This window comes from Arenibaculum pallidiluteum, assembly GCF_017355985.1.
GTDB classification, from domain to species: domain Bacteria; phylum Pseudomonadota; class Alphaproteobacteria; order Azospirillales; family Azospirillaceae; genus Arenibaculum; species Arenibaculum pallidiluteum.
Map to the genome: position 1 here is coordinate 25,886 of NZ_JAFIQU010000030.1, position 19,493 is coordinate 45,378.

Below are 19,493 nucleotides of genomic sequence, written 5' to 3' on the forward strand. Positions count from 1 at the left end.
GTCCTGCGCGCAGGCTCACGGATCCACGCGCTCGTGGGGCGCGGAGACCGCCGGGATGCCGGACAGGCTGGAGGCAGGTGCGGCGGCGGCAGGGGCAGGGGCAGGGGCAGGGGCCTCGGCTCCCCGCTCGAACCGGCGATAGCGGAACTCCGGCGGGGCGGCCGACGCCTCGGCCGTGGCAAGGCCGCCGATGGCCGCATGGGCCGGGGACAGGCGGCAGGCGGGATCCGTCGCGGCGGCGTCGCCGGTCAGCGCGAAGGCCTGGCAGCGGCATCCGCCCCAGTCCTCCTCCTTGTGCGCGCAGCCCCGGCAGGGCTCGGGCATCCAGGCGGTGCCGCGGAAGCGCTGGAACGCGTCCCCGTTCTCCCAGATCTCGCGCAGCGACTTCTCGCGGACGTCGTCGAAGACCAGCCCGGCGATCCCGGCCGCGGCGTGGCAGGGCAGGACCTTGCCGGCGGGCGAGACGACCAGGAACTGCCGGCCCCAGCCGCCCATGCAGGCTTTGGGACGCGTCGCGTAGTAGTCCGGAACCACGTAGTCGATCACCAGCCGCCCGGCATGGATCCTGCGCGCCTCCTCGACCGTCTCGGTCGCGCGGTCGAGCTGCGCGCGGGTCGGCATCAGCGCCGCCCGGTTCGCGAGGGCCCAGCCGTAGTACTGGACATGCGCGACCTCCAGGCGCTGAGCGCCGAGTTCGAGCGCCAGGTCGATCATCGCGCCGAGCCGGTCGAGGTTCTGGCGATGCACGACGGCATTGACGGTCAGCGCCAGCCCGGCCTTCGTGACGAGCCGCGCCGCGGCGAGCTTCTTGGCATGCGCCCCCGGCATGTGGGCGATCCGGTCGGCGCCCGCGGGTTCGGCATCCTGGAAGCTGATCTGCACGTGGTCGAGGCCGGCCTCGACCAGGGTGGCCAGCCGCGCCTCGTCGAGCGTGACGGCCGAGGTGATCAGGTTGGTGTAGAGCCCCGCCGCGGCCGCCGCGGCGACGATCTCCGGAAGGTCGCGCCTGGCGCAGGGCTCGCCGCCCGACAGGTGGACCTGCAGCACGCCCAGGCCGGCCGCCTCGCGGAAGACGCGCGCCCAGGTGGCGGTGTCGATCTCGCCGGCCGGCCGCGCCAGCTCGACCGGGTTCGAGCAGTAGGGGCATTGCAGCGGGCAGCGGTGCGTCAGCTCCGCCAGCAGTCCCATCGGGATCGGTGCGGTCATAGCGAAACCATTCCCTTCCCTGCGAGGTCGCGCAGGAGTTCCGTGACGTCGCCGGCCACGAGATCGCGGGGCGCTTCGTAGTCGCGCGCGAGCGCGTCGATCAGCGCTCCCAGCTGCGTCTTCCCGTCGAGCCGCTTGAGGACGTCGCAGGCGATCTCGTCGGGCATCAGCACCCGCTCGGGCGCCAGCAGTACCCAGGCACCCCGCGCCTCGTCGAAACGCAGCTTCACATGGCGTGGCAACCGCGGCGTCGTGGCCTCGTCGATCGGCTGCGGCCCGGTCATTCCGGTCCCCGCAGTCCTTCGTGCGGCTGCCAGGCGCCCGGCGGCACGAAGCCCGGCTCGACATAGGCGAGATAGAGCGCGTCGAGCTGGGACCACAGCACGTCGCACTTGAACCGCAGGGCAGCCAGCGCCGCCTGCTGCTCCGCGACGGTGCAGGACCTCTGCTTGACATAGGCGAGCGCGAAATCGGCATCGCGCGGCGCCTCGGTCAGGCGGTTGCCGAAATAGGCCAGGGCGTCGCGGTCGACGAAGTCGTACCCGGCGAGCATGCCGGAGACACGGTCCCGGATGATGCCCGGCGAGAACAGCTCGGTCAGGGACGAGGCGATCGCCTCGGTCAGGGGCCGCTCGCGCACGAAGCGCACATAGGCATCGACGGCGAAGCGAGTCGCCGGAAGCACGCCTTCGCAGCTCGCCACGTAGTCGCGGTCCAGGCCCAGCGCATCGGTCAGCCGCAGCCAGCGCGCGATGCCGCCCTCGCCGGCGACTGTCCCGTCATGGTCGACGATGCGCTGGCGCCAGATCCGGCGCAGCTCGGCATCCTCGCACCGGGACATCAGGGCGGCGTCCTTCATCGGAATGCGGCTCTGGTAGTAGTAGCGGTTCAGCGCCCAGGCCCGCACCTGGTCGCGCGTGCATTTGCCCGCATGCAGCAGCCGGTGGAACGGGTGCAGGTTGTGGTAGCGCTCGGCGCCGATCGCGCGCAGGGCGGCTTCGAACTCGTCGGGCGTCATCGGGCGCGCCGTCTCGGCCATCAAGGTGCTTGCCGTCATGGGATGAACTCCTGGCCGTCGGAGGCGACCTCCCATCCAGCCGCGGCGGCGGCGGCCCGTTCGGGCGTATCCGCGGCGAGCAGGGGGTTGCTGTTGTTGAGATGGATGAAGGCGCGCCGGCGCACCCGGGCCTCGCGCAGGGCCGCAATGCTGCCCTGCGGGCCGCCGACGCTCAGATGGCCCATGCGCGGCCCGGTCTTCGGGCCGAGCCCCTGGCGCACCATCTCCTCGTCGTCCCAGAGCGTGCCGTCGAACAGCAACAGGTCCGCGCCATGCAGCCGGTCGAGCAGGGCGGGCGTCACGCGCGCGCATGCGGGAACGTAGAGCAGGCGGCGGCGCCCGTCGGTCACCTCGACGCCGACGGTATCGCCGGCCTCGCCGGCCAGCTCCTCGGCGGGGCGGCCGCCCTCGAGCCAGAGCGGCACCTTGCCCGGCACGGGGAACAGCGTCACCTCCAGGCCGATGGGGGCGCCCGCAGCGTCGGAGAGTGGCACTGCCCCGCCCAGCTCCAGCGCCCGTCGCGGGACACGGTCACGGTCCAGCACGTCGAAGATGGGATTGGCCTCGAGTACGGCGTGGATGCGCCCGCTGGCGTAAAGGGCGAAGGGCTGCGCCTCGCGCAGGCTCAGCAGGCCGGCCACGTGGTCGATATCGGCATTGGTCAGAACGACCGAGGCCAGTGGCGTTCCACGCAGCGCGCCATCGGGCGGCGCCAGCGCCGGCGTCGCGGCGACCTGCTGGCGCAGGTCCGGGGAGGCGTTGAAGAGCGCCCAGCGTAGGCCGTCGGCGCTGACCGCGATCGAGGATTGCGTGCGCGCGGGCACGGCAGGATCGCCGGCGCGTGCCCTTCGGCAGTTCGCGCAGCCGCAGTTCCATTGAGGTAGGCCGCCGCCGGCGGCGGATCCGAGAACGACGATCCTCATGGGATCCCCCCGCCGGCGGTGCCGGGTCGATCAGACCTTCGCGCTGGCGTAGCAGTTGATCTCCATGCCGCAGGCGATCTCGGCAACCTTCGGGGTCTTCCACTTCATGGCTTGCTCCCAGCAAGGCGATCCGCCGGCCCAGCGCCGAGCGTCAGCATCGCCGGGCCCAGCTTAGCGCAAGGATCCGCACGACCGTGCTGCCCAAAAGTATCATATCGTGGGGCCAACTGATCATTTCGCGTGGAGGCCGGCCCTCGCCAGGATCTCGGCATGGTCGCGGCGAAAGCGCTCGCCGAAGTCCGGCGGACGGGCGCTCCGCGCGCCGGGAACCGGCAGGTCCGCGAGGTCACGGGCCGGCGTGCCGCCGAGCAGGACGATGCGGTCCGCAAGCTCCAGCGCCTCGTCGAGATCGTGGGTGACCAGCAGCAGGCTGCGCCCGCGCTCGTCCAGATGGGCGGCGAGGCGCGAGCGCAGCAGTGCCGCCGCGCTTCCGTCCAGGGACACGAAGGCTTCGTCGAGCAGCAGGATGTCGGCATCGAGCGCGAAGGCGCGCGCCAGCGCCGCGCGGCGCTGCATGCCGCCCGAGAGTTCGCCGGGATACTGGCCGGCGCAGCCTTCCAGTCCGACCTCCGCCAGCAGCCGGTCGGCCGTCGGGCCGCGCCGCTGCGCCCGGGGCAGCGCGAGCGCGACGTTGTCGCGGACGCTGCGCCAGGGCAGCAGGCGCGGGGCCTGGAACACGTAGGCGAGCCGGACGCCGGGACCCAGCGTCACGCTGCCCTCGAAATCCTCGTCCAGCCCGGCCGCGATCGTCAGGGCCGTGGTCTTGCCGCTTCCGGACGGCCCGATCAGGGCCACGGCCTCGCCGGCCGCGACTTCGAGCCGGAGGCCGTGCAGGACCTCCCGCCCCTCGAAGCGCTTCGAGCGGATCTCAAGCGCGAGACGGGGCGGGCCGCCAGCGCGCGGCACGGCGTTCGGCAGGCTGGAGGACCGCAAGCTCGATGAACTGGACCACGGCGATGAAGGACAGGGCGTAAGCGAGGATGCCGGCGACATCGAAGACCTGGAAGAAGAGGTGGATCTGGAAGCCCACGCCGCTGCTGCGCCCCAGCAGCTCGACCACCAGCACGATCTTCCAGATCAGCGCGAGGCCCGAGCGCGCCGCGGCGGCGAGATAGGGCTGGAGCTGGGGCAGAACAACGTGGAACAGCAGGTCGGCGCGCGAGAACCGGTTGACCCGCGCGACCTCGAAATACTGCCGGTCGAGGGCCCGGGCCCCTTCGCGCAGCACGACCGCAACGGTCGGCACCTTGTTGGCCGCGACCGCGGCCAGCGCCGCAGCCTCGGTCAGCCCGAACCACACATAGAACAGCGCGATGGTCACCAGCGCCGGCAGGTTCAGGAAGAAGACGAGCCAGGGATCGAACAGGATGTCGAGCCGGCGCGAGCGGCCGAGCGCGACGCCGATGGCGGCGCCGATGGCGTAGGCCACCAGGAATGCCGCGGCGACCCGGCCCAGCGTGGCGCCGAGATGGTAGGCCAGGTTGCCGTTCATGGCTTCGCGGAGCAGCACCGTCGCGACCGCCGAGGGCGATGGCAGGCTGCGGCTGTCTGCCATGGCGGCGCCGAGCTGCCAGATGGCGGCGAAGAGCGCCAGGGACGCAACGAAGCCGAGCAGCCGGGGCGAGGGCAGGCGCATCAGAACGCGACTCCCGGCCAAAAGGTGCCGGGGTCCAGGCTCGTCACGTCGCCGGCCAGGTCGCTGCCCCCGAATTCGGCCAGGATCGCGAAGAGCCGGGCGGCGCCTGCGCGCTCCTCGGATCCCCATCGGCGCGGGATGCCCTCGCGGTAGCGCTCGCGAAGCCGCAGGAAGGTCGCCTCGTCCTCGGCCTGCATCAGGGGGCGCAGGCGCTCCCAGGCGGCGTCCGAGCTGAGCATCAGGTCCTTTGCCGCGCGCGATGCCGCGGCGAAGCCTTTGATGGCCGCCTCGTCGCGGCCCGCCCAGGATTCCCGGAAGACGTAGCCGACGGCCGGGATCTCGGCCTCGATCCCGAGCGCGCGCATGATCTCGTCCACGCCCACCAGCCGGCGCATGCCCCTGGCCTCGAGCCGGGCGGCGAAGTGCCAGTAGTTCAGCACGGCGTCCAGGCGGCCGGTCTCCACCTGCTGGTTCAGCAGCGGCGGCCCGCCATAGACGACCTCGGCCGCTCGCTCCAGGTCCAGGCCGTGCCGCTGCCTGGCTAGAGCGAGGAGCAGCAGCCAGCTCTTGTCGATGCGGCTGCCCGCGACGCCGATGCGCCGGCCCTGCAGGTCGGGGATGGCCGCGACGGGCGAGCCCGGCGGGACCATAAGCGCGCCCACGGCGGTCGAATAGGGCAGGAAGGACAGGTCCTCGCCGACGGCCCGTCGGCGGGCCACCCAGACGAAGTCCGACACGATCATGTCGACGGCGCCGGCCTGCAGCGCGATCTGGGTCGCCTGGTTCCCGGCGAAGTCGACGATCTCCAGCTGGATGCCGGCCTCGCGGTCCAGGCCGGCGGCGCGGATCGTCTCCAGCTCCCAGCTGACGGTGCCGAACTTCAGCGTGCCGATGCGGACCACCGGGAGGCTTTCCGCGCCCTTGGCCGCCGCTGCCGCTCCGCGCGGGAGGCAGAGGATAGCCGCCGCCGATGCCATGAATGTGCGGCGCGAGGTGCCGTGGACCATGCGGGTCCCTCCCTTGCGCCGTCCGTCGGGCGCACGCTCCGATGGTAAGGGGCGGTCGGGGCGCAGGAATTGCACTTCCGTATCATATCCTCGCCCTTTCCGGCCGCTCCGCTGCATTCCCTGGCCGAGGGCGTCTTGCCCCACCGGCATTCCGGCGGATAGACCTGTCGCAGGGGCTGTTATGGGTCGGGTGCGGGCGTGATGGAAATGGCGGCGGACGGCGTCACGGATTCTCCGGCGGCCTGGAGGCGGCTTGCGCTGGCCGTCGTGGCCAGCGCCATCGGCGGCGTCGGCATGTGGTCGGTGGTCGTGGTGCTCCCGGCGGTGGAGGCCGAGTTCGGCGTGGCACGGGCCGGCGCCGCGCTTCCCTATTCCCTGACCATGATCGGCTTCGCCTTTGGCGGCGTCCTGATGGGGCGGCTGGCAGACCGGTTCGGGGTGGCGGTCCCGCTCGCCCTGGGCGCGGTAGCGCTCGCGCTGGGCTATGTCCTGTCCGCCTTCGCGACCGGGATCGTCGAGTTCGCGGCGATTCAGGGTTTGCTGATCGGGATGCTCGGTGCCTCGGCGAGCTTCAGCCCGCTGCTGGCCGACATCACCCACTGGTTCGAGCGGCGTCGGGGCTTCGCAGTCGCGATCTGTGCCTCCGGCAGCTATCTTGCGGGGACCGCTTGGCCTCCCGTCGTGCAGCATTTCGTCTCGACCGCCGGGTGGCGGGCGACCCACGTGGGCATCGGGATCTTCTGCCTGGTCACGCTGCTGCCGCTGGCCATCGCCATGCGCCGTCGCGTGGGTGTCGGCCCGGCGATCGGCGCCGGCGCGGCGCCGGGGGGCGCCCTGGCCGCGGGCGCGGGCCTTTCGCCGCGTGCGCTTCAGGCGCTGCTCGTGGTGGCGGGCCTTGCCTGCTGCGTAGCCATGGCCATGCCACAGGTCCATATCGTGGCGTATTGCGGGGATCTCGGCTACGGCGCGGCACGTGGGGCCGAGATGCTCTCCCTGATGCTGGGCTTCGGCATCATCAGCCGGATCGCGTCGGGCTGGGTCGCCGACCGCATCGGCGGACTGTCGACGCTGCTGCTTGGCTCGACGCTGCAGGGCGTCGCGCTGTTCCTGTACCTGTGGTTCGACGGCCTGACCTCGCTCTACGTGATCTCGGCGCTGTTCGGCCTCTTCCAGGGCGGCATCGTCCCGAGCTATGCCCTGGTGGTGCGGGAGTTCTTCCCGCCCGGGGAGGCGGGCACGCGCGTCGGGGTCGTCATCATGGCGACGCTGTTCGGCATGGCCCTCGGGGGCTGGATGTCGGGGCTGATCTTCGATGTCACGGGATCCTACGGCGCCGCTTTCGTCAACGGGCTCGGCTGGAACCTGCTGAACGTCTCCATTGCCGCTTGGCTGCTGCAGCGCCGCCGGCGGATCCTGGCCCGCCCCGACGAGGTGACCTCATGACGCATCCCGGCAACGTCCTCTTCGTCGTGGCCGACCAGTGGCGGGGCGACTGCCTGTCCCGCCTGGGGCATACCGCGGTGCGCACGCCGAACCTCGACGCGCTGGCCGCGCGCGCGACGCTGTTCCGGCGGCACCACACCGTCGCATCGCCCTGCGGCCCGGCGCGCGCAAGCCTGCTAACCGGGCTCTATGCGATGAACCATCGCTCGGTGCGCAACGGGACGCCGCTGGACGCCCGCCATGCCACCCTCCCGCGCGAGGCGCGGCGGGCCGGCGTCGCGCCGGCCCTGTTCGGCTATACCGACACTTCGGCCGACCCCCGCCTGCATCCGCCGGGGGATCCCGCGCTGAAGACCTACGAAGGGGTGATGGCCGGGTTCGAGGCAGGCTGCGTGATGCTGGAGGACATGCGGCCCTGGGCGGAGCACCTGCGCGACCTCGGCCACGACGTCCCGCCCGAGACGCGCGACCTCTACCGCCCGCCGGAGGGGCATGCCGACGGCCCGCTAGCGGCGCCCGCGCGCTATGCCGCGGCGGACAGCGACACCGCCTACCTGACCGACCGCTTCCTGTCCTGGCTGGACGGGCAGGGCGACCGGCCGTGGTTCGCCCATCTCGCCTATCTGCGCCCCCATCCGCCCTGGATCGCGCCCGAGCCCTGGCACCAGGCCGTCGATCCGGCCTGCGTGCCGGATCCGATCCGGGCGCCGAGCCCGGCCGAGCAGGCGGCGATGCACCCCTGGCTGCGCTGGCGGATGGAGACCTTCCCGACCGGGGCCTGGGTGCGCGGGCACGAGATCCATCCCGGCAGGCTGTCGGACGGCGACCTGCGCCGGCTGCGCGCGACCTATTACGGTCTGATCGCCGAGATGGACCATCATGTCGGCCGGGTCGTGGCCCGGCTCGAGGAGACCGGCGCGCTGGACGACACGCTCGTGGTCGTGACCTCGGACCATGGCGAGACGCTGGGCGACCATTGGATGCTCGGCAAGGAGGGCTGGTTCGACGAGGCCTTCCACATCCCGTTGGTCGTGCGCGACCCGCGCCGGCCGGCGGGCCACGGCCGCACGGTCGAGGCCTTCACGGAAAGCGTCGACGTGATGCCGACCATCCTCGACTGGCTGGGCGTGTCCGTTCCGCCCGCCTGCGACGGCCGGCCGCTCAGGCCCTGGCTCGACGGCGGCACGCCCGCCGGGTGGCGGCAGGCGGCCCACTGGGAGTTCGATTTCCGCGACGTCGCCGGCCAGGCGCCGGAACGCGCGCTCGGCCTCGATTCCGACGCATGCGGCCTCGCGGTGCTGCGCTCCGAGCGCTACGAGTACGTCCATTTCGCGGGGCTGCCGCCGCTGCTCTTCGACCTTGCCTCGGATCCCGGACGCCAACGCGACCTCGCGGGCGATCCCGGGCATGCGGCGATCCTGGCTGCCTGCGCCCAGGAGATGCTGTCCTGGCGCATGCGCCACGCCGAGCGCGGCTTCACCCATGTCTGGCTGGGGCCCGAGGGCCCGGTGGAGCGCCCGCCGGCGCGCTAGCGCCCCCCGAGGCCCGCCGTTCGCGCCGCAAGCGCCACCATGAGGTCGAGCGTCGGCGTCGGAACGCCGGCGATCCGCGCGAGCCGCAGGGGAAGCGAGAACAGCGCCTGGACCTCCAGCGGCCGCCCCATCTCCAGGTCCTGGAGGATCGAAGGCTTGTGGTCGGTGTCGGCCAGGCGCGCGATGCGCGTCTCGGCGCTGCCGCCAAGGGGATGGCCGAGCACCGCCGCGGCGAGCGCCATTCCCTCCTCGACGATCCGCACCGCCGCCGCCCGGATGGCGGGATCGGAGAAGGTCTCGAGCATGCTGCGCCGGCTGAGCAGGCACAGCGGGCCGCTCGCGAGGTTGCCGAGGAGCTTGCCCCAGACTTCGGCGCGGATGTCGGGGGTGACCTCGCAGGGCATCCCGCCGGCCTGGAAGAAGTTCGCGATCGCGCCTGCGCGCGCGCCGACGCGGCCGTCGGGCTCGCCGAGGACGAGCTTGATCGATGCGTGCTCGGAATGGATCAGCCCGGGCTCGACGACCGTGCAGGCCGAATAGACCACGCCGCCGATGACTCGCTCGGCGGCGACGGCCCGGTGCAGCGCCCCGTCCGGATCGAGCTCCGGAAGCGCCAGCGGCGCGAGGGGGCCTGTATCGCCGTCCGCGTACCACCAGGGCAGGCCGTTCATCACGAAGGCCACGGCAGTCGCGGGGTCGAGCAACGGCGCGATGCAGGCGGCGACCTGCGGCAAAGCCGGCGCCTTGACCGTGACCAGGACCGCGTCCTGGGGGCCGATCTCGCGGGGATCGTCGCTCGCGATGCGCGGGCGGCAGCGCAGCAGCGTGCCGTCATGCGTCCGCACCACGATCCCGCGCTCGCGGATCGCCGAGAGCTGTTCGCCGCGGGCGACGATGGAGACCTCGGCCCCGCCCTCCGCCAGCCGCGCCGCCAGGTGCCCGCCGATCGCACCGGCGCCGAAGATGCAGATCCTGCGCATGGCGGTGGCTAGCGCCGATCCGTCATGCCCGGCCCGGCGGGCACTGGGTTCGCCTCGGCACTCACGCTTGGCATCTCCGGTCAGGGTGGCGGTGGCCGGCCGATAATCTCCGGTCCGCCCTGCGCGAGTCCACCCCGCATCGAGGTCGGGGAACCCGTCATCGGGTCCGCGGCCGGACGGCCGAGGCTAGGAGCGCGACCAGCACGGCGCCGCCGGCGAGGACCACGATGCCCGCGCGAAGCCCCAGGGCCGATGCGATGCCGCCGATCGCGACCGGGCCCAGCAGGAAGCCGGCATAGCCCGCCGTCGCCGCCATGGCGACGCCCGCCGCCGGGGTTGCGCCGATCCGTGCGGCTGCGCTGAAGACCGCGGGCACGACATTTGACAGGCCGAGGCCGACCAGCGCGAAGCCGGCGCTGGCCGCGACCGGGGCCGGGACTGCCGCCGCTAGGGCGAGGCCCGCCGCGGCCATGGCGCCGCCGCCGAGGACTACACCCGGCGCGCCGACGGCGGCGACGACCCGGTCGCCGAGAAGGCGGCCTGCGACCATGGCCAGGGAGAAAGCGGCGTATCCCGCCGCTGCGGCGGCACCGGCGCCCGATTCCGAAAGGTAGACGGCGCTCCAGTCCGCCATGGCACCCTCGATCAGCATGCAGACGAGCGCGACTGCGCACAGCGCAAGCGCCGCGCGGCCGGGCGTCGCCAGCGCGCCCGAAGGCGCCGGGCGCCAGCCCGTGCCGAGGGCGCGGGCGCCGGCCGCGACGATGCCCGCCGCCAGCAGTCCCGGCCCCCAGAGACCGGCCAGCGCGCCCGCCTCGGGGTTCAGCGCCGCAAGTGCCGCGCCGAGCCCTGCGCCCGCGAAGCCGCCCAGGCTGAAGGCCGCATGGAAGGAGGACATGATCGGCGTGCCCCACTGCCGCTCGATCCCGCTGGCATGGGCATTCATCGAGACGTCCACCGTCCCGTTGGCAGCCCCGACCACGAAGGCTGCGGCGCACAGGAGGACGAGGTCGCCGGCCAGGGGCGGGCAGAGGAGGGCGAGCGCGAAGGCGAGCCCGCCCGCCAGCGTCGTGTGGCCGGTGTCGATCCGCGACGCGAGGATCCCCACCGCCGGCATCGAGACGACAGCCCCGGCCGCAAACGCCAGCAGCGCCAGGCTGAGCCGCCCGGCGGAAAGGGAGAGCGCGTCCTGGAGGCGCGGGATCGCCGCGGCCCAGGCGCCGATGCCGAGCCCATTGGCAAAGAAGACACCGGTCGTGGCGATGCGCGCCCGGCGCAGGTCGGCGGCGGGCATGGATCAGTCCTCCCAGGCGGGTTCGGCCCTGTGCACGCGCAGGCCGAGAGCCCGCAGCGGTGACAGGCGGTCTTCGGGGGCGTCGTGCTCGGCGACGAGGTCGGAGAGGATGTCGGCGGGCCCCACCCGGTGCGGTGCAGCCGTTCCGAGCTTGTCGTTGGTGACCGCCGCCGCGACCGCGCCGGCCCTGCGGACCAGCGCGCGCTTCATCTCGGCATCCTCGTAGCCGAATGCCGCAAGGCCGCCCGCGGCATCCAGCGCGCAGGCGCCGAGCAGCAGGAGATCCGGGCGCATGTCCATGGCGCCGCGCAGGGCATGCATGCCGAGCGCCGCGCCCGAATGCGCATCGATCCGGCCGCCCAGCAGGATCAGCTCGATCCCCGCACGGCCTGTGAGCGCGACGGCAATCGCGGGGTCATGGGTGGCCACGGTCAGGCCCGGAAGTTCGGGAAGAGCGCGTGCCGCCGCCAGATTGGTGGAGCCGGCGTCGATGAACACGGTCTGGCCCGGCCGGACCAGCGCCGCGAGGCGGGCGCCCAGCGCCTGCTTTCCGGAGATGCGCTCGGCGCGCCGCCGCGTGGCAGTGCCCTGGGACGGCGAGATCGGCAGGGCGCCGCCATAGACCCGCTGGCACAGTCCGCGGGCGGCGAGGTCCCGGAGGTCGCGCCGGATCGTGTCCTCGGAGGTGCCGAAGGCGCGCGCGAGATCGGCCGCGACGACACGGCCGTCGCGGCCGAGCCGGTCGAGAATGGCGCGCTGGCGTTCCAGCGGCAGTGCCATGTCGGGAGGTGCGGTCATCGAGATCCGGCAGAAACATGCAACAATGTGCTAGATCATGCGTATTCGTGCCTGATCCGTCAAGCTGCGCGGTATGCGCATCGCGCATTCGTGCGGAAAGATTTCTGTGATCGTGCCGGGCCTTCGTTCATCCTTAATCTTGCGGTGCCAATCTCCCGAAGATCCGCGGGGCCGGCGCGCCCGGGCGGATATGGCGGCCGCATCGGCGTTGCGCAGCGCCTGCGGTCCCGCCGTGGCGGGATCCATCCCGACCCCGCGGAATTAAAGGAAAGGTTCGTCATGACGCGCATCGTCCCCGTCGCCACCTTCGACTACGTCGTCTTCGGCGGCACCGGCGACCTCGCGGTCCGCAAGCTGCTTCCGGCGCTCTATCACCGTTATCTCGACCGCCAGATCCCCGAGGATGCCCGCATCATCGCGGCGTCGCGCTCGGAGTTCGACCGGCAGACCTATCTCGCCCATGTGGACGAGCGGGCGCGGGCGCATGTCCCGGCCTCGACCTTCGACGAGGCCGCCTGGCGCCGCTTTCTCGACCACATCGACTACGTTTCGGTGGATGCGCGGCGCGACGAGGGATGGAACACCCTGGCGCGCACCCTTTCGGCGGCGCAGGACCGCGTTCGGGTCTTCTATCTTGCGACTTCGCCGGACCTGTTCGGCCAGATCTGCCAGCGCCTGAAGGCCGCCGATCTCGTGACGCCGCAGGCCCGCATCGTCCTGGAGAAGCCGGTCGGCCACAACCTGGAGACCGCGCGCTCCATCAACGAGCAGGTCGGCGCCGTCTTCGCGGAGCACCAGATCTTCCGCATCGACCATTACCTCGGCAAGGAGACGGTGCAGAATCTGATGGCGCTGCGCTTCGCCAACGCGCTTTTGGAGCCGTTGTGGAGCAACGCCTGGATCGACCACGTCCAGATCACCGCGGCCGAGACGGTCGGCGTCGGATCCCGCGGGGAGTATTACGGGCGTACCGGCGCCCTGCGCGACATGGTGCAGAACCACCTGCTGCAGCTTCTCTGCCTGGTCGCCATGGAACCGCCGGTCCGCCTGGATCAGGACGACGTCCGCGACGAGAAGCTGAAGGTCCTTCGCGCCCTGCGGCCGATCACCGCCGAGACGGTTGCGGCCTGCACCGTGCGCGGCCAGTACAGGGCGGGCGCCATCGGCGGCGCGTCGGTCCCGGGCTATGCCGAGGAGGTCGAGAGCGCCGAGGCAAGGGATGCCGAGACCTTCGTCGCGCTGAAGGTCGAGATCGACAGCTGGCGCTGGTCGGGCGTTCCCTTCTACCTGCGCACGGGCAAGCGCATGACCGAGCGCACCTCGCAGATCGTCGTCCAGTTCAAGCCGGTCCCCCATTCCATCTTCCCGGCGGAATCCGGCGCCATCGAGCCGAACCGGCTAGTGATGCGCCTGCAACCGGACGAGGGCGTGACGCTTCACCTGATGGGCAAGGATCCCGGGCCCGGCGGGCTCCGCCTGCGCCCGACGCCGCTGAACCTCAGCTTCGCCGAGGCCTTCGGGGTCCGCTATCCCGATGCCTACGAGCGCCTGCTGATGGACGTGGTGCGCGGCAATTCCACGCTGTTCATGCGCCGCGACGAGGTCGAGGCCGCCTGGACCTGGATCGATCCGATCCTGCAGGGCTGGGCGCAGAACTCCCAGGCGCCGAAGCCCTACACGGCGGGCACCTGGGGACCCGCGGGCGCGATCGCGCTGATCGAGCGCGACGGCCGCACCTGGCATGAGGATTGAGCCCAGGGCGGGGACCGGTAACCAGGCGCGAGGACCCATGGCCAGGCTGCACGAATTCGCATCCCACGACGCGCTGTTCGAGGCGGCCGCCGACCGCACGGCGGCGCTGCTCTCCGAGGCCCTGGCGACACGGGGCGAGGCGGCGCTCGTCCTGTCGGGCGGGCGCACGCCCGAGCCGCTGCACGAGCTGCTCTCGGCCCGCGCCCTCGCCTGGGACCGCGTGACGCTGGTGCTGGCGGACGAGCGCTGGGTCACGCCGGACCATGCCGACAGCAACGAAGCGATGGTGAGGCGGACGCTTGTTCGCGGCGCGGCCGCAGGCGCCCGGCTTCTGGAGACCGGAGCCGGCGCGGGCGATCCGGAGACGGCGGCGGCGGCGCTGGATGCCCGGCTCGCGCGCCTGCCGCATCCCTATGCCGCTGCCTGGCTCGGCATGGGCGAGGACGGTCATACCGCATCGCTCTTTCCGGGGGCGGAGGGGCTGGCCGCTGCCCTCGCGCCCGAATGCCCGCACCGCTGCGTCACGCTCGTTCCGACCGGCGCGCCGCACCGGCGCCTGACCCTGACGCTGCGCGAGCTGCTGGACAGCTCGGCCCTCTGCCTGCTGCTGACCGGCGACGGAAAGCGCCGCGTGCTGGAGGAGGCCCTCGGCGAAGGTCCGGCCGAGGCCATGCCGATCCGTGCCGTGCTGCGCCAGGAGCGCGTGCCGGTCGAGATCTTCTGGGCGCCCTGAGCGCCCTACTTTCCAGACCAGACGGACCCGACGAGGTGCCCATGACCGACCGCCTGAACGAGACCCTGGCGCGGGTCACGCGCCGCATCGCCGAGCGCAGCGCGGATAGCCGCGCGGCCTATCTCGACAGGATCGCCCGGGCGGCCGACCAGGGGCCGCGCCGCCGCCAGCTCGGCTGCGGCAACCTCGCCCACGGCTTCGCCGCCTGCGGGCCCGAGGACAAGGCCGACCTGAAGTCGGCGGCGAAGCCGAACATCGCCATCGTGACGGCCTACAACGACATGCTCTCGGCCCACCAGCCCTACGAGCTGTACCCGCAGCGCCTGAAGGCTGCGGTGCGTGGGGCTGGCGGCGTCGCGCAGGTCGCGGGCGGGGTGCCGGCGATGTGCGACGGCGTCACCCAGGGCCGCACGGGCATGGAGCTGTCGCTGTTCTCGCGCGACGTGATCGCCATGGGAACTGCGATCGCGCTGTCCCATGACATGTTCGACGGCGTGCTGTGCCTGGGCATCTGCGACAAGATCGTGCCCGGGCTAATGATGGGCGCCCTGTCCTTCGGGCACCTGCCGGTGCTCTTCGTGCCCTCTGGCCCAATGACATCTGGGCTTTCCAACCCCGAGAAGGCGCGCATCCGCCAGCTCTACGCCGAGGGCAAGGCCGACCGGCAGGCGCTGCTGGAGGCCGAGGCCGCCTCCTATCACGGGCCCGGCACCTGTACCTTCTACGGCACGGCCAACTCCAACCAGATGCTGATGGAGATCATGGGCCTGCAGCTCCCGGGGTCGAGCTTCGTCAATCCCGGGACGCCCCTGCGCGATGCGCTGACCGACGCGGCCGCCCGGCGCATCGTCGAGCTCGCGTCGCCCGCCGCGCGCACGCCCATCGGGCATGTCGTCGACGAGAAGGCGGTGGTGAACGGCGTCATCGGGCTTCTGGCGACGGGCGGATCCACGAACCATACCCTGCACCTGGTGGCGATCGCCGCCGCGGCGGGGATCCTCCTGACCTGGGAGGATTTCGACGACCTCTCGGCCGTCGTCCCGCTGCTGGCGCGCGTCTATCCCAACGGCAAGGCCGACGTGAACCACTTCCACGCCGCGGGGGGCATGGCGTTCCTGATCGGCGAGCTGCTGGATGCCGGGCTGCTGCACGCGGATGTGCGCACCGTGGCGGGTGAGGGCGGCCTCGGCCGCTACCGCGACGAACCCCACCTCGGTTCCGACGGGCTGGCCTGGCGGGCGGGACCCGCACGGTCCCTGGACCCGGAGGTGCTGGCGCCCGTCGCGGCCCCCATCGCTGCCGATGGCGGCTTGCGGATCCTGCAGGGGAACCTCGGGCGTGCCGTGATCAAGGTCTCCGCGGTGAAGCCCGAGCATCGCAGGGTCGAGGCGCCGGTCCGCATCTTCGAGGACCAGGACGACATGGTTGCGGCCTTCAAACGCGGCGAGCTCCACCGCGACGTGGTCGTGGTGATCCGCGGGCAGGGCCCTCGGGCGAACGGCATGCCGGAACTCCACAAGCTGACCCCGCCGCTGGGCGTGCTGCAGGATCTCGGCTACAGGATCGCGCTGCTGACGGACGGGCGCATGTCCGGCGCCTCGGGCAAGGTGCCGGCCGCCATCCACCTGACTCCCGAAGCGGTCGACCAGGGCCCCATTGCCCGGCTGCGCGACGGCGATCCTGTCCTGCTGGACGCCGAAGCCGGTCGGCTGGAGGTGCTGATCGACGAGGCAGAGTTCGCGGCGCGCACCCCCGTGCGGCCCGACCTGGCGCGCAATGCCTGGGGCACCGGGCGCGAGCTCTTCGCGGGGTTCCGGCGCCTGGTCGGCCCAGCGGATCAGGGGGCCGCCGTCTTCGGCCGCGACGCCTGATGCCCTCCGGCGGCTTTCAGCACCCGTGAAAGCCGCCGCCCGGCACCGGGGCGAGCACCAGGACAGCAAGGATGCGGGGCTCCGGTGCGGGCTCCAGCGCCAGCACCGCGCCTTCCGGGAAGGCATCGCCGCCGACCCGCGGGCCCAGCACCATGATCGCCGGCGTGCGGTGGCCCACCAGCACGCGGTTGGTCCCCGCCGGCACCGGCTCCGAGAACAGGCGCCGGTGCTCGGCCAGCACCCAGTCCAGGCGCCCGCCGGCGTAGTCGTCCGCGAGCAGGGAATCCGTGACCTCCACCGCCTCCGCGCCGAAGGCGATCTCGGCGGTGTCGCGCGCCCGGAACACGGGGCCCGCGAGCGGATGCCGAGCCGGTCCAGCGCCCGGCCCATGCGCGCGGCCTGATCGCGCCCCTCGGCCGAGAGGTTCCGCTGCCCGGACCGGTCGCCGATCCGGAAGCTGCTGTCGCAGGCCATTCCGCGCGTATCGGCATGCCTCAGGAACAGGACGAGCCCGCCGGCGCGCAGGCGGTCCAGAACCGGCGCCGCGCGGGGATCCTCCGCCGCGAGCGGGGCTGGGCGGTCGGCGCCGTAGGCCGGCATACCCAGCAGGCCGCCGGCCGCGAGCAGGAGCGCCGCCAGAGGCCGCCGTCCCGGCAGGGGGCGCGCGGAGCGAGGCATTTCAGGGTTCCGGCGTCAGCAGCGAGACGCCGAGCCGGGCCCGGCGCGCGAGCCACGGGCTCGGCCGGTAGCGCGGGTCGCCGGTCCCGGCCAGGATCCGCTCCAGGATCCCCAGGACCCGCATCGGGCCCAGCGCGTCGCCCCAGGCGAGCGGCCCCTGCGGGTAGCCGAGCCCGAGGCGCACGGCGGCGTCGATGTCGTCGGGCGTCGCGATGCGCTGCTGGGCCATGTCGCAGGCGATGTTGACGATGGTCGCCAGCACCCGCTGGGCGACGAAGCCGTGGCTGTCCCGGATCGTGGTGACCGGCGTGCCGTCCGCGGCGAGCAGCGCGTGGGCGGCATCCTTCCAGGCTGGCTCGGTGAGCGGCGTCGTCATCAGCGTCCGCCGCGCGGCAAGGCCGGGCAGCAGGTCGACCGCCACCGTGCGGCGCGGGTCGAGGCCGTGCTCCAGCGCCGTCTCCGTCGCATCGCGCCCGAGCGGCGCGACCAGGCACAGGGAGCCCGGGCCGGCCTGCGCGCCCGCATCGACCGTCCATCCCGCATGCATCGCCAGGTCGGCTAGCGCCTTGCGCCAGCCATCCTCCTCGGCCGCGATCCAGACGGGGCGCGGCGCGGCCACCGGCGCCGGCGGCTCGGCCCCGGCGACCGGCCTGCCGTCGCGATAGGTGTAGAAGCCGCGGCCGCTCTTGCGGCCCAGCAGCCCCGCCGCGAGGCGCCGGCCCAGGAGCACGGAGGGGCGGAAGCGCGGCTCGTCGTAGAATTGGCGATAGATCGTCTCCATCACCGGGAGCGAGACGTCCAGCCCGGTCAGGTCCAGGAACTCGAAGGGGCCCATGCGGAAGCCGCAGGCCTCGCGCAGGATGCGGTCGGCATCCTCGACCCCCGCCACGCCCTCGTGCAGCAGGCGCAGCGCCTCGGTCGTGAGCCCGCGTCCAGCATGGTTCACCAGGAAGCCGGGCAGGTCCGCCGCGCGCACCGGGCGATGCCCGAACCGGCGCGCGAGCCCTGTCAGCGCGTCGGTGACCCAGGGCTCGGTCAGCGCGCCGCCGATGACCTCGACGATCCTCATCAGCGGCACGGGGTTGAAGAAGTGGAACCCCGCGACCCGGCCCGGCCGCGCGCAGGCGGCGGCGATGGCCGCGACCGCCAGGGACGAGGTGTTGGTCGCCAGGATGCAGTCCGGGCCGACCGCCTTCTCCAGCTCCGCGAACAGCGCGCGCTTGGCCTCGAGATCCTCGACGATGGCCTCGACCACCACATGCGCATCGGAGAGGTCGGCCAGGCCGGCCACGGGCTTCAGGCGCGCCGCCGCTGCGGTAGCGGCGGCCCTGTCCATGCGGCCCTTGGCCGCCAGGCCGTCGAGGATCGCGGCGATGGCTGCCCGGGCCTCCTCGGCGGCGCCGGGCCGGGCGTCCACAAAGCGCACCTCGGCGCCGGAGGTCGCGGCGATCTGCGCGATGCCGCGCCCCATGGCCCCTATGCCGACGATGCCGAGGACTAGGTCTGCGCGGGCGGGGTCGAACATGCCTCAGCGCCCCTTGAAGACCGGCCTGCGCTTCTCGAGGAAGGCGCGCACGCCCTCCTTCTTGTCCTCGCTGGCGAAAAGGAGCTGGAAGGCCTTGCGTTCCAGCGCCAGGGCCGCGCCCAGCGGCGCGTCCATGCCGGCCAGCATGGTCTCCTTGATCTGCTCGACGGCGAGCGGCGGCTGGCGGACAATCCCGCGGGCGAGATCCAGCGCGCTGGCGAGGGCCTCGCCCTGCGGGGCGAGGACGCTGACCAGGCCCATGGCCTCGGCCTCTCGGGCGCCGACCGGCTTGCCCGTCAGGACCATCAGCATGGCCTTGTACTTGCCGACCGCGCGCACCAGCCGCTGAGTCCCGCCGGCGCCTGGCATGATGCCGACGCGGATCTCCGGCTGGCCGAAGCTCGCGCCCTCGCCGGCGACGATGATGTCCGCATGCATGGCGAGCTCGCAGCCGCCGCCCAGCGCGAAGCCCTCGACCGCCGCGATCACCGGGCGCGGGAACTCGGCGATGGCCTGCCACAGGAGCTGCGTGTTCCGCTGGATCATCTCGACCGGGCCGGCCTCGGCGATCTCGCGCAGGTCGGCGCCGGCGGCGAAGCAAGCGTTCCCGCCTGTGACGACGACGCACCGCACCGATGCATCGGCGCGCAGGTCCCGGAAATGTTCCGCAAGCAGGTGACGCGTGCGCATGTCCAGAGCGTTGCGAGCCGCGGGCCTGTTCAGGCGCAGGACGGCGATACCCTCTTCTGGCCGCTCGATCAGGACTGGCTCTGCCCCGGGGTCGGCTTCATCTGCGGCGGCGGACATCGTCTTCCTCCCGGATGGCGGCGGCGCGTTTCGCGTCTCATGGACCCATAGCCCGCCCTTGCGCCGACGTCGAGATCGGCCGCATCGTCCCAGCGACCGGATGGTCCGATTATTCTCATTCTGAGAAAGTTAACATCCTGGCAACCCCAAAATGCGAGGAAATGCGAAGCACTCGCAGAAGAAAATTGCGC

19 protein-coding genes are annotated in these 19,493 nt (G+C 72.5%); 5 read left to right on the forward strand and 14 right to left on the reverse strand.

Annotated features, from left to right (window positions below):
- Nucleotides 1–15 precede the first annotated feature (15 nt).
- From pqqE to JUB13_RS30560, 8 genes are all read right to left on the reverse strand, one after another.
- The gene (pqqE, locus tag JUB13_RS30525) at nucleotides 16–1,206 is read right to left on the reverse strand and encodes a pyrroloquinoline quinone biosynthesis protein PqqE (RefSeq protein WP_207486039.1); all 1,191 of its coding nucleotides are present in this window, start codon (nucleotides 1,204–1,206) and stop codon (nucleotides 16–18) included.
- Entirely contained in the window at nucleotides 1,203–1,490 is a 288-nt protein-coding gene (gene pqqD / locus JUB13_RS30530) for a pyrroloquinoline quinone biosynthesis peptide chaperone PqqD (RefSeq protein WP_207486040.1), read from the reverse strand. Before pqqD ends, pqqE begins: the two co-directional genes overlap by 4 nt.
- Nucleotides 1,487–2,263 carry a pyrroloquinoline-quinone synthase PqqC gene (pqqC, locus tag JUB13_RS30535; protein ID WP_207486041.1) on the reverse strand — a complete coding sequence of 259 codons (777 nt, stop codon included), beginning with the start codon at nucleotides 2,261–2,263 and terminating at the stop codon, nucleotides 1,487–1,489. The genes pqqD and pqqC overlap by 4 nt, the downstream gene beginning before the upstream one ends.
- Nucleotides 2,260–3,186: a pyrroloquinoline quinone biosynthesis protein PqqB gene (gene pqqB, locus JUB13_RS30540; protein WP_207486042.1), complete on the reverse strand. Its 927-nt coding sequence runs from the start codon at nucleotides 3,184–3,186 to the stop codon at nucleotides 2,260–2,262. The genes pqqC and pqqB overlap by 4 nt, the downstream gene beginning before the upstream one ends.
- A 30-nt stretch (nucleotides 3,187–3,216) precedes the next feature.
- Entirely contained in the window at nucleotides 3,217–3,294 is a 78-nt protein-coding gene (gene pqqA / locus JUB13_RS32335; protein WP_207486058.1) for a pyrroloquinoline quinone precursor peptide PqqA, read from the reverse strand.
- A 123-nt stretch (nucleotides 3,295–3,417) separates the two neighbouring features.
- Complete coding sequence (locus JUB13_RS30550) at nucleotides 3,418–4,152, reverse strand: ABC transporter ATP-binding protein (RefSeq protein WP_207486043.1); 735 nt, start codon at nucleotides 4,150–4,152, stop codon at nucleotides 3,418–3,420.
- Complete coding sequence (locus JUB13_RS30555; RefSeq protein ID WP_207486044.1) at nucleotides 4,115–4,882, reverse strand: ABC transporter permease; 768 nt, start codon at nucleotides 4,880–4,882, stop codon at nucleotides 4,115–4,117. The genes JUB13_RS30550 and JUB13_RS30555 overlap by 38 nt, the downstream gene beginning before the upstream one ends.
- The gene (locus JUB13_RS30560) at nucleotides 4,882–5,889 is read right to left on the reverse strand and encodes an ABC transporter substrate-binding protein (RefSeq protein ID WP_207486045.1); all 1,008 of its coding nucleotides are present in this window, start codon (nucleotides 5,887–5,889) and stop codon (nucleotides 4,882–4,884) included. Before JUB13_RS30560 ends, JUB13_RS30555 begins: the two co-directional genes overlap by 1 nt.
- Before the next feature lie 201 nt (nucleotides 5,890–6,090).
- On the opposite strand from JUB13_RS30560, the gene JUB13_RS30565 reads away from it, so the two are divergent.
- Together JUB13_RS30565 and JUB13_RS30570 are read left to right on the forward strand one after the other, a co-directional pair.
- Nucleotides 6,091–7,332, forward strand: a complete 1,242-nt coding sequence (locus JUB13_RS30565) for an MFS transporter (RefSeq protein WP_236025349.1) — start codon at nucleotides 6,091–6,093, stop codon at nucleotides 7,330–7,332.
- On the forward strand, nucleotides 7,329–8,864 hold the full coding sequence (locus JUB13_RS30570) for an alkaline phosphatase family protein (protein ID WP_207486046.1): 1,536 nt from the start codon (nucleotides 7,329–7,331) through the stop codon (nucleotides 8,862–8,864). Before JUB13_RS30565 ends, JUB13_RS30570 begins: the two co-directional genes overlap by 4 nt.
- On the opposite strand, the gene JUB13_RS30575 is transcribed toward JUB13_RS30570, so the two are convergent.
- The 3 genes from JUB13_RS30575 to JUB13_RS30585 all read right to left on the reverse strand — a co-directional run bounded on the left by JUB13_RS30575 (nucleotide 8,861) and on the right by JUB13_RS30585 (nucleotide 11,936).
- Nucleotides 8,861–9,844, reverse strand: a complete 984-nt coding sequence (locus JUB13_RS30575) for a ketopantoate reductase family protein (RefSeq protein ID WP_207486047.1) — start codon at nucleotides 9,842–9,844, stop codon at nucleotides 8,861–8,863. The genes JUB13_RS30570 and JUB13_RS30575 overlap by 4 nt on opposite strands.
- A 157-nt stretch (nucleotides 9,845–10,001) precedes the next feature.
- Nucleotides 10,002–11,138, reverse strand: coding sequence for an MFS transporter (locus JUB13_RS30580; RefSeq protein WP_207486048.1), 1,137 nt, complete (start codon nucleotides 11,136–11,138; stop codon nucleotides 10,002–10,004).
- Nucleotides 11,139–11,141: 3 nt separating this feature from the next.
- The gene (locus tag JUB13_RS30585) at nucleotides 11,142–11,936 is read right to left on the reverse strand and encodes a DeoR/GlpR family DNA-binding transcription regulator (RefSeq protein WP_207486049.1); all 795 of its coding nucleotides are present in this window, start codon (nucleotides 11,934–11,936) and stop codon (nucleotides 11,142–11,144) included.
- 279 nt (nucleotides 11,937–12,215) lie between these two features.
- Here JUB13_RS30585 and zwf point away from each other — a divergent pair, with 279 nt between their 5' ends.
- Genes zwf through edd form a run of 3 tightly spaced genes read left to right on the forward strand, consistent with a single transcriptional unit; the run spans nucleotide 12,216 to nucleotide 16,292 of the window.
- Complete coding sequence (gene zwf, locus JUB13_RS30590; protein WP_207486050.1) at nucleotides 12,216–13,688, forward strand: glucose-6-phosphate dehydrogenase; 1,473 nt, start codon at nucleotides 12,216–12,218, stop codon at nucleotides 13,686–13,688.
- A 37-nt stretch (nucleotides 13,689–13,725) separates the two neighbouring features.
- A complete protein-coding gene (gene pgl, locus JUB13_RS30595) occupies nucleotides 13,726–14,421 on the forward strand; it encodes a 6-phosphogluconolactonase (RefSeq protein ID WP_207486051.1) in 696 nt (231 codons plus the stop codon).
- Between the two features lie 41 nt (nucleotides 14,422–14,462).
- Nucleotides 14,463–16,292 carry a phosphogluconate dehydratase gene (edd, locus tag JUB13_RS30600; RefSeq protein WP_207486052.1) on the forward strand — a complete coding sequence of 610 codons (1,830 nt, stop codon included), beginning with the start codon at nucleotides 14,463–14,465 and terminating at the stop codon, nucleotides 16,290–16,292.
- A 16-nt stretch (nucleotides 16,293–16,308) separates the two neighbouring features.
- Here edd and JUB13_RS30605 read toward each other — a convergent pair whose 3' ends face one another.
- The 3 genes from JUB13_RS30605 to JUB13_RS30615 all read right to left on the reverse strand — a co-directional run bounded on the left by JUB13_RS30605 (nucleotide 16,309) and on the right by JUB13_RS30615 (nucleotide 19,302).
- A complete protein-coding gene (locus tag JUB13_RS30605) occupies nucleotides 16,309–16,638 on the reverse strand; it encodes a histidine phosphatase family protein (RefSeq protein WP_207486053.1) in 330 nt (109 codons plus the stop codon).
- A 333-nt stretch (nucleotides 16,639–16,971) separates the two neighbouring features.
- On the reverse strand, nucleotides 16,972–18,495 hold the full coding sequence (locus tag JUB13_RS30610; protein ID WP_207486054.1) for a 3-hydroxyacyl-CoA dehydrogenase: 1,524 nt from the start codon (nucleotides 18,493–18,495) through the stop codon (nucleotides 16,972–16,974).
- A 3-nt stretch (nucleotides 18,496–18,498) separates the two neighbouring features.
- A complete protein-coding gene (locus JUB13_RS30615; protein WP_207486055.1) occupies nucleotides 18,499–19,302 on the reverse strand; it encodes an enoyl-CoA hydratase-related protein in 804 nt (267 codons plus the stop codon).
- Nucleotides 19,303–19,493: the final 191 nt, after the last annotated feature.

What these genes read in the sequence shown, in the direction of transcription:
- pqqB (WP_207486042.1), bottom strand. Translation starts at nt 3,186, where the DNA reads ATGAGGATCGTCGTTCTCGGATCCGCCGCCGGCGGCGGCCTACCTCAA.
- zwf (WP_207486050.1), top strand. Translation starts at nt 12,216, where the DNA reads ATGACGCGCATCGTCCCCGTCGCCACCTTCGACTACGTCGTCTTCGGC.
- JUB13_RS30575 (WP_207486047.1), bottom strand. Translation starts at nt 9,844, where the DNA reads ATGCGCAGGATCTGCATCTTCGGCGCCGGTGCGATCGGCGGGCACCTG.
- pqqD (WP_207486040.1), bottom strand. Translation starts at nt 1,490, where the DNA reads ATGACCGGGCCGCAGCCGATCGACGAGGCCACGACGCCGCGGTTGCCA.
- JUB13_RS30570 (WP_207486046.1), top strand. Translation starts at nt 7,329, where the DNA reads ATGACGCATCCCGGCAACGTCCTCTTCGTCGTGGCCGACCAGTGGCGG.
- JUB13_RS30615 (WP_207486055.1), bottom strand. Translation starts at nt 19,302, where the DNA reads ATGTCCGCCGCCGCAGATGAAGCCGACCCCGGGGCAGAGCCAGTCCTG.
- JUB13_RS30580 (WP_207486048.1), bottom strand. Translation starts at nt 11,138, where the DNA reads ATGCCCGCCGCCGACCTGCGCCGGGCGCGCATCGCCACGACCGGTGTC.
- JUB13_RS30565 (WP_236025349.1), top strand. Translation starts at nt 6,091, where the DNA reads ATGGAAATGGCGGCGGACGGCGTCACGGATTCTCCGGCGGCCTGGAGG.
- pqqA (WP_207486058.1), bottom strand. Translation starts at nt 3,294, where the DNA reads ATGAAGTGGAAGACCCCGAAGGTTGCCGAGATCGCCTGCGGCATGGAG.
- pqqC (WP_207486041.1), bottom strand. Translation starts at nt 2,263, where the DNA reads ATGACGGCAAGCACCTTGATGGCCGAGACGGCGCGCCCGATGACGCCC.
- JUB13_RS30560 (WP_207486045.1), bottom strand. Translation starts at nt 5,889, where the DNA reads ATGGTCCACGGCACCTCGCGCCGCACATTCATGGCATCGGCGGCGGCT.
- JUB13_RS30610 (WP_207486054.1), bottom strand. Translation starts at nt 18,495, where the DNA reads ATGTTCGACCCCGCCCGCGCAGACCTAGTCCTCGGCATCGTCGGCATA.
- JUB13_RS30555 (WP_207486044.1), bottom strand. Translation starts at nt 4,882, where the DNA reads ATGCGCCTGCCCTCGCCCCGGCTGCTCGGCTTCGTTGCGTCCCTGGCG.
- pgl (WP_207486051.1), top strand. Translation starts at nt 13,726, where the DNA reads ATGGCCAGGCTGCACGAATTCGCATCCCACGACGCGCTGTTCGAGGCG.
- edd (WP_207486052.1), top strand. Translation starts at nt 14,463, where the DNA reads ATGACCGACCGCCTGAACGAGACCCTGGCGCGGGTCACGCGCCGCATC.
- JUB13_RS30585 (WP_207486049.1), bottom strand. Translation starts at nt 11,936, where the DNA reads ATGACCGCACCTCCCGACATGGCACTGCCGCTGGAACGCCAGCGCGCC.
- pqqE (WP_207486039.1), bottom strand. Translation starts at nt 1,206, where the DNA reads ATGACCGCACCGATCCCGATGGGACTGCTGGCGGAGCTGACGCACCGC.